The organism is Anabaena cylindrica UHCC 0172 (genome assembly GCF_034931625.1).
In the GTDB taxonomy this organism is placed as follows: domain Bacteria; phylum Cyanobacteriota; class Cyanobacteriia; order Cyanobacteriales; family Nostocaceae; genus Anabaena; species Anabaena cylindrica_A.
In genome coordinates this window covers 18336-33034 of the sequence record NZ_JAYGGY010000083.1, presented here as the reverse complement: position 1 = coordinate 33034, position 14699 = coordinate 18336, and the positions used below count along the sequence as shown (strand labels likewise).

General features: G+C 40.7%; 9 protein-coding genes. 2 read left to right on the top strand and 7 right to left on the bottom strand.

What is annotated here, in order from left to right; translation table 11 throughout:
• Nucleotides 1–37: 37 nt before the first annotated feature.
• From VB713_RS17150 to VB713_RS17120, 7 genes are all read right to left on the bottom strand, one after another.
• A complete protein-coding gene (locus tag VB713_RS17150; RefSeq protein ID WP_323312727.1) occupies nucleotides 38–250 on the bottom strand; it encodes a DUF2997 domain-containing protein in 213 nt (70 codons plus the stop codon).
• A gap of 775 nt (nucleotides 251–1025) precedes the next feature.
• On the bottom strand, nucleotides 1026–2288 hold the full coding sequence (gene argJ, locus VB713_RS17145; RefSeq protein WP_323312726.1) for a bifunctional ornithine acetyltransferase/N-acetylglutamate synthase: 1263 nt from the start codon (nucleotides 2286–2288) through the stop codon (nucleotides 1026–1028).
• A gap of 779 nt (nucleotides 2289–3067) precedes the next feature.
• Entirely contained in the window at nucleotides 3068–4543 is a 1476-nt protein-coding gene (gene gatB, locus VB713_RS17140; protein ID WP_323312725.1) for an Asp-tRNA(Asn)/Glu-tRNA(Gln) amidotransferase subunit GatB, read from the bottom strand.
• Nucleotides 4544–4580: 37 nt separating this feature from the next.
• Nucleotides 4581–5651: an agmatinase SpeB gene (gene speB, locus VB713_RS17135; protein ID WP_323312724.1), complete on the bottom strand. Its 1071-nt coding sequence runs from the start codon at nucleotides 5649–5651 to the stop codon at nucleotides 4581–4583.
• Nucleotides 5652–5808: 157 nt separating this feature from the next.
• Nucleotides 5809–8376: a CHAT domain-containing protein gene (locus tag VB713_RS17130; RefSeq protein ID WP_323312723.1), complete on the bottom strand. Its 2568-nt coding sequence runs from the start codon at nucleotides 8374–8376 to the stop codon at nucleotides 5809–5811.
• A gap of 95 nt (nucleotides 8377–8471) precedes the next feature.
• Entirely contained in the window at nucleotides 8472–9629 is a 1158-nt protein-coding gene (locus VB713_RS17125; RefSeq protein ID WP_323312722.1) for a DUF1822 family protein, read from the bottom strand.
• A 4-nt stretch (nucleotides 9630–9633) separates the two neighbouring features.
• Nucleotides 9634–10794 carry a sigma-70 family RNA polymerase sigma factor gene (locus tag VB713_RS17120; RefSeq protein ID WP_323312721.1) on the bottom strand — a complete coding sequence of 387 codons (1161 nt, stop codon included), beginning with the start codon at nucleotides 10792–10794 and terminating at the stop codon, nucleotides 9634–9636.
• A 223-nt stretch (nucleotides 10795–11017) separates the two neighbouring features.
• On the opposite strand from VB713_RS17120, the gene VB713_RS17115 reads away from it, so the two are divergent.
• On the top strand, nucleotides 11018–11284 hold the full coding sequence (locus VB713_RS17115; RefSeq protein WP_323312720.1) for a mersacidin/lichenicidin family type 2 lantibiotic: 267 nt from the start codon (nucleotides 11018–11020) through the stop codon (nucleotides 11282–11284).
• A 104-nt stretch (nucleotides 11285–11388) separates the two neighbouring features.
• A complete protein-coding gene (locus VB713_RS17110; protein ID WP_323312719.1) occupies nucleotides 11389–14685 on the top strand; it encodes a type 2 lanthipeptide synthetase LanM family protein in 3297 nt (1098 codons plus the stop codon).
• Nucleotides 14686–14699 lie beyond the last annotated feature (14 nt).

Sequence of the window (14699 nt, the reverse complement as noted above, 5' to 3'; positions counted from 1 at the left end):
TGGTTGTGAATCTATGACAATAAACTAGTTTGAAAACTTACCATTCGCTGAATGCAGTTTGCGTATTTACTACAGCAGATTCTGGGATATTATTGTTGGCGAAAAACTCTGAGGTTGGCTCTTGATTCAGTACTTGTCCTAATTGCGCTTCTATGGCTGCTGTTACTTCAGCACAAGAGTTGCCTACCATACCAGTAACTGTTTCTTTTACCCTACCGTCTGGATAAATTATGAATTCTAATGTTTCCATGAGATAAAAGCCAACCTCGATAATACGCTTGAACTTTACTGCTTGAGCAGAACTGGTCAAAATCTAGAAGCAGAACTTAGATACAAACTTGCCATTTGTTAACTAATGTTCCATCTTTCACCATAAATATCTCAGAATCTTTACAAAAATTATTATTTTTAGAAGCATACACTTTTCTTATTAGAAAGCTTCTCCTAACTTGGTTAATTAGTCAAGGTCAAAATTACTTATAAAGTTTAAGTATAAAAACTCCTAAATGTTAAGATTGCAAGGAGTAGAGGTAGGAAGGAGAATATAAGAAAATACATACAGCACTTCCCGGTGTTATGAAGTACAAGAACCCCACCCCCAACCCCCTCCCCCTTCGGGTTCACCAGTCGCCTACGGTGGGAAACCCGCCTACAGCGCTGGTTCACCGCAAGCGATGAGGGGGCTAAGATGCCAGCAATTCTCATTTTGGACTGAACCCATCTCAGTTGAAAAAACTCGAACAAGAGAATAGGCTTTCTAGGAAAGGCTATTGAGAAATATTTTTGATAGGTCGCGCAAAATTTCCAAAATGAGAATTGCTGTTAAGATGCACCTCATAAGAGCGGAAACCGCTGTATATGCTCATGATTGTATTGAGCTTATTTTTGTATGATGGTGAAGCGATTATTCAGAAGAAGCCCTGATGAGGGTTTAGCAATGCTAAACCCCTACACATCTAGGTTTTTCGCAATCTTGCAAAAATCCGTGTCCCAAACGTGTTTAGTATAGACCTAAGAGTGTCAATTCAAGTTGTGTATTCGGCATTAATTTTCACATAGTCGTAACTCAAATCACACCCCCAAGCTTGACCTATACCGTGACCATTACCGACTTTGACCGAAATTAATACTGTATCTTTTTTGAGATAGGCACCTGCTGCTGCTTTTTTTAAATATGCACTAGCTGAGGCTTTATCAAAAGGTAAGGGTTGGCCATTTTCAAAAAGTAAGAACTCCCCTAATTTAATCCGCAAATTATCCTGTTCAAAGGGTACTCCTGCACGTCCAGCAGCGCCAGCAATACGTCCCCAATTGGGGTCACGTCCAAAGATTGCAGATTTGACTAAGGAAGACCCAGCAATGGTTTTAGCGATTTGTCGTGCGGCTGCTTCATCTTGTGCGCCGGTGACTTGTACTTCTACTAAGCAGGTTGCACCTTCTCCGTCACGAGCGATCGCTTTCGCTAAATGCTGACATACTGCTGTTAACATGGCTTCTAATCTCTCTGCTTCTGCACCCATTTCTGTAATTGCTGGGGTGCGAGATTGACCATTAGCTAAAGCAATTAAGCTATCATTTGTGCTGGTATCACCATCAACGGTAATAGAATTAAAACTTCTATCTGCTGCTCTTGTGAGCATTTGTTGCCAAAGCGTGGGTGCAACAGCCGCATCACAGGTGACAAATGCCAGCATGGTGGCCATGTTGGGGTGTATCATTCCCGAACCTTTGGCAATGCCGCCAATTCTCACGGGGCGTTGGCGTAGCCCGCCGGAGGCATCGCCTATAGTTGTTTCTAGAGCAATTGATTTTGTGACTAAATCGGTGGTAATAATTGCTCCGGCAGCAGCATCTGAGCCTGTTTCTGATAGTGCTGCTACTACCTTGGGTATGCCACCACGCAGTATATCCATTTTAATTCTTTGACCAATTACCCCTGTAGAAGCCAGTAAAATCGCTTCTGGGGAAATACCCAATTCTTTGGCTAATAAATTAGCACTTTCCAGAGCATCTTTAACACCTTGGCTACCTGTAGCTGCATTAGCCTGTCCAGCGTTGCATAATATAGCTCTAGCACTATGTTTAGCTTGCAAACGTTGACGGCAATAATCCACACAAGCGGCTCTAACATGACTAGTTGTGAACACACCGGCTGCGATCGCATCCACATCTGACAATATTAGCGCTAAATCCGGCAATCCTGAAGGTTTCAGTCCGGCGGTAATTCCCGCTGCTCGATATCCTCTAGCTGCTGTCACCCCACCAGTAATTTCCTGCCAGTCTCCCATAATTTTTCTCACAAATATATATATTGAGTAGGTTGGTAGATTGCTGCTCCCAACTTTTTCTGCTTCCAGATCAGGTCAGCTATCCCGTATTTATCCTTATTGTGAGTTTATCTGTAAGATGGCAATCTTGCACCAGTTGAGTCGGTTTGATTGTAATGGTTTTTAACCGTATTTATAGTGACAGTGGTACACATCTAAGCATAAAATTGGGTGATAATATTTATTTGTAACTTCCAAAAAACTATTAAACTCAGTTTTCCTACTGTTACTGAGTAGGCTGACAAAACTAAAAAAGAGAGCCAATTAAATAGCTCTCCAAATCATCAGGGTGCATCTACTTATCACACTATAACATTTTTAGGGTGATGGGTGAAACCCCTTTTTCAGGATTTTTCTCAAAAAAGTTACAAAAATTACTTTCGTTTTAGCTCGTGTTCAATACTCTTTTTAGTGATTATTTGTCAAACTGATTTTGAATACTTCACAAAAGCAACGCTATAGCCCTACTTGTATTTCCCATTTTAGATAAATACTTGGGAAAAGGGAAACTCAGTGGCTTTAATGATCCGATACTTAATCTCAAAAATATAATTACGTAAATTCTCCGCAAGGAAGAGAGCCACTTAGGTAGCTCTCCAAATCATCAGGGTGCATCTAACTAGCAAAGTATAGCACTTAAGGGATGAGGGGTATCACCCATTTTTTGCTTTACTTACAAAAATCTGGTGTGAAATATTCAGAGAAAAAACTGAATTATCATCACTCAAATGAACCCATAACTAAGCATTAAGCTTCTTTTCCAGCAATTCGTTAGTCAGTTTTGGATCAGCACGTTTACCTGTCTTTTTCAGCACTTGTCCAACAAAAAAACCTTTGAGGTTAGTGTTACCAGCACGATACTTTTCTACCTGTTGGGTGTTAGCGGCTATGATCTCATCTATGATAGGTTCTAGGACAGTAGGATCACTAATTAACTCCTGACCTGCAAAAGCTTTTTCAGGAGTCACACCACTCAGTAAATCTGGGAGTTTTTCCTTTGCTTGAGCGTTGCTAATTTTACCAGTTTCAATGCGAGTAATCACATCAGCAAGATTAGCGGGAGTTAAAGCAATTTCTGCAATGACCAGTTTTTGCTTATTCAGGTAAGCAGCAATATCTTGGGTAATCCAGTTAGCAGCAGCTTTAGGATTTGCACCAGATTTGATGGAACTTTCAAAATAATCAGCTACCGAACTATCTTCTGTCAAGACTCGTGCATCATAAGCTGAAAGACTCAACTCATTTTCATAATGATGGCGTTTTTGCGCCGGTAATTCCGGTAACTCACTCAACCAAGCTTCTAATTGTTGCTCACTCACCTGAATTGGTGATAAATCTGGTTCCGGGAAATAGCGATAATCGCTAGAACCTTCCTTCACCCGCATACTACTTGTTCTTTGAGAACCTTCTTCCCACAAGCGAGTTTCTTGAATAATCTTTTCCCCAGCTTCAACTGCGGCAATTTGGCGCTCAATTTCATAGTCTATCGCCTTTTGGATAGCACTAAAAGAGTTCATATTCTTGATTTCTACCTTCGTCCCAAATTCCTCTCTTCCCACAGGACGAACAGAAATATTTACATCACAACGCAGAGAACCTTCTTGCATATTTCCATCACTAACACCAAGATAGCGCACAATCCGGCGTAATTCTTGAGCATATTCAGCTGCTTCTTGTCCAGAACGCAAATCAGGTTCAGAAACAATTTCCACCAACGGCACACCTGCGCGGTTGTAATCTACCAGAGAATAGGTAGAACCCGAAAGTCTCTCACTTCCTGCGTGTACGAGTTTTCCTGCATCCTCTTCCATGTGTAAGCGGGTAATGCCAATACGCTTGCGAGTGGGGTTGCCAGCATCATCCACTAATTCAATTTCTATCCAACCGTGTTCAGCTATGGGTAAGTCATATTGAGAAATTTGATAATTTTTGGGTAAGTCAGGATAAAAATACTGTTTACGGTCAAATTTGCTATATCTAGCGATTTGACAATTTAGCGCCAAACCCGTTTTGACAGCATATTCTAGCACTTTGGCGTTAAGCACAGGCAACACCCCTGGTAAACCCATACACACCGGGTCGATGTTAGTATTAGGGTCAGCACCAAATGCGGTAGAACTGTTGGAAAAAATTTTGGTGTTGGTACTGAGTTGACAATGGGTTTCTAAACCTATAATCGCTTCATATTCAGTTTTTACGGGTGTAGCAGTTGTCATAATTACGATTTTTCTGAATTTTCTTTAGGGTACTATTTTAGCTGAAAACAAAAGAATTTCTGTATGTACTGTTTTTCTGGGATAAATCCAATAAATTCGCCAACTTATAAACTATCCTCGCACCCACATTACCATCCCATTCAGCATCACCAACTTCACACAAATCAAAACCAATAATTTTTCTACCGCTATTTACCAATTCCCTAAACAAACAATAAGCTTGTTCTAATTCCAACCCCCCAGGAACCGGAGTTCCAGTATTTGGACAAAGTTTAGGATCTAAACCATCCACATCAAAGCTAATATAAACATTTTCAGGTAAATGATTGATAATTTCTCGACATAGATCAATCCAAGTCTTTCCAGAATATAACTCTTGTTTAATCGCAGGATCATAATAAGCTATTATCCGCCCATCATAATCATTTATTATATCAACTTCATCTTGACAAATATCCCGCAAACCTACTTGCACTAACTTAGAAATTTGCGGTATTTTCATCGCATTGAACATAATAGAAGCATGGGAAAATTCAAATTCCTCATAAGAATCGCGCAAATCTGCGTGTGCGTCAATGTGCAGAATTCCATAACTATCATATTGAGCAGCTAAGGCTTGGAAATAACCCAACGGTGAGCTATGATCACCACCAATAACAGCGACTTTTTTACCCAGATTCATTGCTGCTTGACAATGTTTAAACAGCCATTGATTCACCTGTTCACTTGCTTGATTAATCTCTGTTAGTAAAGATGTTAAATCAGGTGTATTTGTTAGCGCTTTACCTTCCGCTTGTCTTTCGATAATTTTGGCTGCTTGTTGACGGTAGTAATTATTTTTATCTAAAATATCTTGGGGAATTTCCACCATAAAAATTCCCTGTTTCCAACCATCAGGATTATCAAAATCGAATAAATCTATTTGGAATGACGCATCTAAAATCCGTTGTGGTCCCTTAGCTGTACCAGCACCATAGGAAACAGTAACTTCCCAGGGGACAGCAAAGATAATCAAGTTTGCAGACTCGTAATCATAAGGTAAACCTAGTAAATTACCATTGATTTCAGCTATACCGCTGGGATTGTAGTCTTGGATTTGATTACTCATCACTTATCTTTTGGATGTATATCAGCAGACAAAAACTGCTTGGTTGATATTTACATTGTAGCTTACGGATAAAAGGGTATTGAGTGTAGTGGAGTGTAATAAAACCTCTTTGTTGCCCCCTCAAGTACGAATGTTGAGTAGGCGAAAAGAATCGTCCTTAAAACCAATTACCAACTAATATATAAGCACCCCAGTAACTAGGGTGACTATAGTTAGGGTATTTGGTTAATAATTTTACTTGAGCGCGACGCAAAGCTTCTGCTTTAGTTACTTTGCTATTGACTAATTCATTGTAAAATTCACCAATTAAGATGGCAGTAGATTGATCATTAATATGCCACAGTGAAGCGACTGTGCTACGCGCACCTGCTTTTATAGCTGCACCTGCCAAACCTAATGTAGCACGATTGTCACCACTGGCAGTCTGGCAGGCACTCAAAACCAATAATTCTAAAATTTGCCTACTAGTGTCACTCTGACTACGGAGCAAGTTATCGAACTGTAAAATATTGATAGAACCATCATTGGCTAGAATAAAAGTATCTTCCGGACGAGAACTAAATTGTCCGTGAGTTGCCAAATGTAAAACATTAACAGGAAGAGTATTAACATTTTTTTCTAACGTGATGCTAGTAAAGTCTTCATCTAATAGTTTTTTGGTAAATGCTCCTGTTTGAGCAATGAGGTCAAATTCTAGTTTGATTCCTGGTAAAGGTGAGAATCTTGGGAACTCAGAAGGTGGTTTTACTAAACCAGCAGCAAGTATTTTTAGTGGTGTTTGCGCCAGAGGTTGGGGAGCTAATAGTTGAAGCCCTAAACTAAGAGCAATAGCATATTTTTCTACTAAATATTTCTCACCATCATAAAGAGCAGCTAGTGGTATATTTCTTAATGCTCCGTCTAGTACGAATACCAAAGTATTAACTTCATTTGTGGTTAAATTAGATTCAATAGGTTTAATTAACCAGTTATAGACTTTTTGAGAAAGGACTTTTACTTCTTCTGTTCTATCCGGTTCTAAAATATATTCCCGCAGTTGTGTTAAGGTGCGTTCAATTTCCACCTGGGATTTTTTTACTGTATGATAACGGAGTGGTTGTTGAGGAATTTTGACAATTACGTGGAGTTGTTCTGGCAGAATAATGGGGTAGAGTATGGCAGTATTGGGATTTTCCTTATCTACTAATTGATCTAAAAGTACTTTCTGCCCTTGTAAACAAGCTTCTCTAAAAAAGTTATCGAGTTCTGCTAACTGCAATGCTTCTATAAGTGTTCTAGCTTTATCTAATTTTTTAATATCGGTTTTTTCACCAGAATTTTGCAGCAGTAACGCCACTAACTCACGATAAACTGGCTCTACATTGTCGCGGAAATTAAATTGGATATCTTGATTGACTGCTACTAAATCAATACGTAGTAAATTCAATGTTTCTACTGCTGCATCATAGGATGCGATCGCTCCTATAATATTACCTTGGGCTTTTAATAATCTACCCATCTGCCATTGCCACAAATAAGTAATTTCCGGAGCGTTGCTGGTTTGTGCTAATATCAAAGCCTGTTGTGTGAGGTTAATAGCCTCAGCAAATTGTTGGGTTTTTTCATACAAGTTACCCAAATTCCCTAAAGCATAGGCTTCGGCACGGATATCATCCAAACTCCGGGCTTGTTGTACAGATGTAGCCAGGAGTTGAGCAATTTGGGGTTTAGGAGTATTCAAACTACCCAAACTATGGGCAAAGTTAATCTGGGCGTAAATAGATGGACGTGAAGGTGGAAGTTTTGCAAGCAGAGATTGAATGTCTGGGATTAATATTTGCGCTGCTGTGAATTTTTTCTCCTCAATTAATAAATTAAGATGATTGAGTCTTGCTTGAACTTTTGTGAGGGGTGAAGGTGAGGTATCAAGTGCTTGTTGATAGAATGCGATCGCTTGGGGAATTTTTTGTTGATTCCGAGCATTATTTCCTAAACTAAGCAGACTTGAAGCAATATTTTCTGTTGATTTTAAACTTTGATAAATTGCTAAACTTTGTTCTAAAGCCAGCCGAGATTTTTCTGATTCCCCTACATTTTCTAATGTATCACCAAGGGAAAGTAAAACTGCTGCCTTTGCCAAAGAATCACCTTGAGATGCTAAGGTTTGATTTACCTGCTCTAGTTTTTTGATAGCTTGCTTATTAAAACCTCGATTTCTTAATGATTGAGCTTGATAAAGTAGTGCCAAAGCAATACCGTTTTTATCTCCCAGCTTGTTGTAAATATCTTCAGTCTGTTTCCAAGTACTAAAAGCTGCTTCTGGCTTACCTGTTAAGAGTTGTAAGCGTCCTTGAATATCTAATGTTTGAGCTAAAACTGCTAAATTTTTATTAGTTGTACCTTGTGCTTTAAATCCTTGTAAATCTAAACTATTGGTAATAGCAATTTGAGCTTGTTGCCAATCACCAAGTTGTTGATAAGCCAAAGATAGATTACTTAAAGCTACAGATTGTTTTAAAGTATCTCCCTGCTGTTGATATGCTTGGATTGCTTGCTGTAAAACTTGCACCGCCTCAGCAAATCTACCACTTTCATATAATGTTTGGCTTTCGACAATTTGTGATTGTGAATCTTGATTAATTATTCTCGTTTGAGAAATGTTTGCGATCGCTGGATTTATCAGAATACATATAAGTACAGTTAACACAACTAGCAAGCAAAAATTAATAAATTTTTCTTTCAACATTCCCCACTTCCTTAAACTTCTCTGTATTTTTGTGCCTCTGTAGTTAAATAGATTATCTCTAAACCATAGAGACACAAATAACAAGCCCCCTGCAACTAAAAACGTAAAATTTCGCGCTCATATTCTGCTGGTAAAGGTATGACTTCCCAAACCAAACCTTCACCTGGTTCTAACATCACTTCTAGATATAATTTTTCTACAGGTGTTGTCGCTATATCTTGATTATTAGGAAATGGCTGTAAGTCTTCCGTTAGTAGCCTGAGTTCCAATCCTACAGGAATCATACTTTCTGGATTTGCACTGAGTAATTCAAAACGCCAAATTTGTTCTTCTGGATTACTTTTAGGGAAAACTCGTAACTCATAAGTATTCCCAGCTACTAATAATCGCCGAGATAAACCTAGATTAGACGTTAGGGTTTCTCGACTCCTCATTCCTGAAGACAAGGCTGTAAACTGCTGTAATTCCCAACCGAGTTGTTGAGCAAAATTTGACACCCCTTCCTCAAGCCATTGCCTTATTGATGCTGGTTGGAAAATTCCTTGACGCAATTCATACAAACGTTGTCGCCAACCACCGTGTGCTATTAATGCTCCCCAAAGGCTAAAGGGAACTTCTAAGCGAGGAAACTTGATATCTGCGTTACTTAATCTTTGCAGTAAATTCTCTGCTTGGGTTTGGGGTAAATTTTGTAGAGGAGGAATTGCCGCACGGGTTATTTCTTGAGGAGATAATTTGCGAGTTACCCAAAGCACATTCAGGTCTGAGGTTAGCTGATCAGATTCTAAACTGTAAGTGCGATCGCTCTCATCATAAACCCCCAAACTTTTAATTTGTTGATGAGTTGTGTAACCAAACACTCTCATCCAGCCTGCATCTGAATTTACCTGCACTGCCAAATAATAGTCAGCTACCCATTCGGGAATATCCACCCATTCTTGAGGTATCCGTAATTCATCTACATCCATCGCTAAGGTAGGAATTAACACCAAGCGCGAGTTATCAAAACTCATAGCTGTACCATTAACGAATTCCCAAAAATTCGGTAAAGCAGCCAGATTGGGATGTACTCTAGCATTGGGTGTAATTTCTGCTTGCAACCAATCTAAAAACGTAGTTAAACAAACTTGATTAATCCTAGCACGCTGAAAACCACCAGGCGTAGAAAAGTTATGCTCTAAATTTGGTGATATCGGAATCACTTCTAGAACCAATTCATTATCAACAGCGAAAGACACAGCAGAATCAAACATAATCTCAGGCGGTTCTATAGTAATTATTAAGCCATTCTTCTAGACTTTGACTTACAGCATCCACTACGACAGATGTAGGGGAGATATGCAAATGAATTTGACTCCACTCCGTTAGGGTAGTGAGTAATGAGCGTTTAATGCTGGTAAGGCGGCGAGAAACGGAATATTGTTTAATTTCTAGCTGTTCAGCTATTTGTTGTTGAGTTAGCTTTTGCTGATAATAAATTTGAAGTAATTTTTGAGACTGAATATCTAACCTAGCTAAAGCATCTATTAAAACTTGATTTAATTGTGCTTGTTGTGTTTGTCTGGTGGTAGCTTCTTCATGGGCAATAATTTCTGTCAGTAAAGATGCTGGTAAATTTGTGGGTAATGTATCTAATAAATTACCTGATTCTTGCCCATGAATAGGAGCATCAACAGACACAAACTTCGGGTAAAGAAAATCTCGTACAGCTTTAGCGCAGGTACTTAGCCATTTTTCCAAAGTTTCTGGAGTCACTTGGCTCAAGCTTTGTCTATTATATAGCTGAGTAATTGCTTGCCATGTCGCAGTATCTGGTTTTCCTAACTGACGGATAGATTGGCTGTCACTACTATAAAGCTCCTTAAAACATTCCCAAGCTAAGGCGTAACTATTAATAATTTGACTATTAAAACCAGCATTCTCTAAAGCATTTATCAACCGCTTCCGGCTAATTTTATGCAGCAAAGCCCAATCTGTACATATATCTGCTTCCTTCCCTAGACGTAGTGAATCTTTGAGAAAACGCTCAAAAGCATATTCTGCATAGCTTTTTAAATTTGTACTGTATTCAGGATTAAAATTTTTGAGAATTTTATGAATGCAGGAAATAGCTATCTGAAAACAATCAGCAACAGAAAATTGACTCGTAAAATTTACAGCTATTTTTCTAGCAACCCAGAAACATACCTCCTGTAAATAAGCAGAAATATGTCCCACCGCTAAAGGACTAGATTCTATTTCCCAGATTTTGTACCAGTACAGCACCCAAAATTTATCAGATGTCTGTTGTGGGTATTGTTCTAAGCACTTTTTGATACTTCTGTTAAGTTTGCTGTCTGTCACCCAAAAACTAAACCTATCTGCATCAAACTGCACAAAGGTGGAAAAGGTTTCAATCATGCCCTGTCGGGGTTGCATAAAATTTTTGTGCGTATAGAAGATTTAGAGCTTACGAATTTCTACTTAATTGTAATACATAGTATTCCAGGCACTGCCTACATTTTTTCCAAAAAATCTTTTCACTAGGTGCATAAAGACAAAAAGCCATCGTAGAAACACACAGGAAGGCAAAAGTACAGGTAAATTCCTGAAGCTAAAAGTCTATTCCTAAAAAACATCAAATAAAGAAAAGAGAAAAATCATGTCCAATATTGACATTATCCGCGCTTGGAAAGATGAAGAATATCGCAACAGCCTGAGTGCAGAACAGCGATCGCAATTACCTGAAAACCCGGCTGGGATGCTTGAGATGGAAGATCACGAGATGCAAAGCCTAGTTGGTGGCGAGGCATTGTCTAGCAGTCCATCCCAACCTGTTCAGTTAAGTCTTTGGTCGCACCTTACCAATTGTCGGAATATTAGCAACGCCATGTCATCAACCGCAAAATGCTGCTGTTACAGCATCTAACGATGAGAGAGGCATTTCATTTTAGACAAAGCCCCTAATGACCAAGGGTGAGCAATCACAGCTCACCCAAATTTACGTATCACGACTGGTAATGGAGGTACAAAGTGACACTATCAGAAAATATAAAAGCATCTAACTCTCCCCCCTCGACTCAATCTGAAGCTTGGTATCATGCCCTGACTTTAACAGAACGGATAACATTCCTAAATGGTGATACCTGTCATACACCCAACAAGAATATAGATGGGAAACTGGCAAAGCATCTTATAGAACGCTGGCGTTCCCAGTTTTCCACAGGGAAGTTGTTCGAGCAGCGTCTGACAGTTGATGGCATTAATGAAAATGAATTCTTGGAGTTACTGGGTGAGCCTATTAATGCAGTGCGAGATCGTTGCTCTACAACTCCAGCATGGCTCGAATGTCTTAGCCAAGCCTATGCTCGTCCTATGTCTTTCGATGCCGTAGCGCTACTCCAGCAATGGGACAAACAACCAGAAGTAGGATTTCTGTATGTCATTGAGCCTTTGCTCCGCCAAGGCATCGATCATCTTCGCCAAGGCATCCAGAAACTAGAACAAGCCCACTCTTCCCTACCTTTTGACCCAAACACCATCGAAGCCATACTTTTGACAGATTGGTCTCAGGAATTGCTCCACCTCTTGAATCGCACCCTAGTCCTGGAACTCAACGTGGCTCGACTACAGGGACTTCTGGAAGGAGATACGCCCCAAGAACGCTTTGAGAGCTTCATCCAACGGTTACGCCATTCGGATGTAGCCTTTGCCCTGCTAGAAGAATACCCAGTTTTAGCTCGTCAACTCCTGATCCATATTCATCATCTCAGTAGTTTTTGTCTCGAGTTTCTCACCCACCTTTGTCAAGATTGGCCTACTCTGGCAAATACTTTAGGAACGAAGACAACATCGGATAAATTGTTGCAGTTAGAGGGAAATTTAGGAGACAAACATCGGGGTGGCCGGTCAGTACTCATGGCCACATTTTCTTCTGGCTGGAAAGTAGTTTATAAACCGAAATCATTAGGAATTGATGTACATTTTCAAGAACTCTTATCCTGGTTAAATCAACAAGGTGATCACCCAACTTTACGAACTTTAAAAGTAATTAATCGTGGTTCCTACGGTTGGGTTGAGTTCATCAAAGCAGAGGATTGTCATACAACTATTGAAATAGAAAGATTCTACGAGCGACAAGGTGCATATCTAGCAATATTGTATGCATTGAGTGCTACTGATTTTCATTTTGAGAATCTGATTGCGGTGGGAGAGCATCCTGTGCTGCTTGATCTAGAAGCAATGTTTCATCCACCCAGGGAAAGGAGAGACGAAAGCAATACCGAGCAACTTGTTGTTAATAAAATTCTTCAGTCTGTATTGAAAGTCGGGTTACTACCAATGCGCCTTTGGTTTAATTCCGAGTCAGAGGGCTTAGATATCAGTGGCCTTGGTGCCACAGGCGGTCAGCTATCCCCCGAACCCCTGCCCTACTGGGAAGGAGCTGGTACAGACCAAATGCAACTCAAATCCAGTCGATTCCCTTTGAAAGAAGGTGATCACCGTCCCAAGTTGCCAGGAAAGGAAGTTCGTCTGCTAGATTACATTCCGTCGCTGATCAATGGTTTCACGGTGATGTACCAATTGCTCATGAAACATCGGGATTATCTGCTCTCAGACTCAGGACCTCTGGCTGCTTTTCGTGAAGATGAGGTGCGAGTCATTCTCCGTCCTACACGGTTCTATGGGATGTTACTTCATGAGAGCTTTCATCCGGACGTTTTACGCAATGCTTTAAACCGCGATCGCCTGTGGGATCAACTCTGGAGTGAGGTCAAAAATGATTCCGATTTGATTCGGGTTATTTTTGCGGAGCGAGAGGATCTTGACCAAGGAGATATTCCGGCATTTCACACCTATCCTGGTTCATGTCACTTGTGGAGTAGCTCAGGGAAAAGGATTGCCAACTTTTTTGACGCATCAACAATGTCCTCTCCAGCACGGCGTTTGCATCAGTTTAGTGGTAACGATCTCGCTCAACAGACTTGGTATATCCGGGCAACGTTGGCAACCACAGTCACCGGAGACGAACTTAAACACGATTCAGTCTCTCGACCAACAATTTCTCATTCCTCAAATACTGTTGCTGTTCAGAGTCAGTTTCTAGCAGCTGCCCTAGCAGTCGGAGATCGACTAGAGTCGTTGGCAATCCAAGGTGGAGGAGATGCCACTTGGGTGGGAATAGAACTGGTTGACCAACGTAATTGGATGCTGGTTTCTTCAGGGATAGACCTTTATACAGGGCTACCAGGTATTATGCTTTTCCTTGCTTATCTTGGGGCGGTAACACATCAAGAGCGATACACGGTCTTGGCTCAATCGGCAATGAAAACTCTACGCCAACAAGTCCAACAAGTCCAAAAAGTCCAGTCCGTGGTTACATCAATTGGTGCTTTTACCGGATGGAGCGGATTGATCTACACCCTCACTCACTTAGGAGTGCTTTGGGAACAACCAGAATTAATTGCTGAAGCGGAGCAAACTGCGGCATTACTCCCCAGTTTAATTGAGTACGATCAGCAGTTCGATGTGATCGGGGGTGCGGCAGGCTGTCTTGTTAGTCTGATTAATCTTCATCACCATGCCCCTTCTGCCTTAACTTTGCAAACTGCTCTCCAATGTGGAGATTGGCTTCTGGCTCATGCTCAACCGATGAACCGGGGTTTAGCTTGGGTTGCGAATGGATTCAGTAAAAGTCCGCTTTCAGGCTTTTCACATGGTGCAGGAGGTATCGCTTGGAGTCTCTTGAAATTATACCAATTCACAGGTGAGGAACGATTTCAAACTGCTGCAAGGCAAGCAATTGAATTTGAACGCTCTCTCTTTTGTCGAGAGGAAGGTAACTGGTTTGATCGGCGTGAAGCTGAAGTTCCAGAACAGGGGACAGAGAAAGTATCGCCCAAGTTTATGACAGCTTGGTGTAATGGTGCGCCAGGGGTTGGGCTGGCTCGTTTGCATTGTCTTCCCTATTTTGATGATTCTCAAATTAGAGGAGAAATTAATACAGCCCTGAAAACCACGCTGGATCATGGTTTTGGTGGCAACCACTCCCTCTGTCATGGAGACCTGGGCAATCTAGAACTACTGTTGCAAACCAGTATCACCCTTGATGATCCTCAGTGGAAAACTGAAGTTGACCGTCTGGCTGCCATGATTCTCGCAAATATTGAAAAAGAGGGCTGGCTCTGTGGCGTTCCCTTCCAAGTTGAGACACCAGGACTGATGACAGGACTAGCAGGTATTGGTTATGGATTATTGCGCCTAGCAGCACCAAAGCTGGTTCCCTCGGTACTAGCACTAGAACCTCCCAAGGTTAATAGCCGAGTTTAGAAAGCAATCGAGTA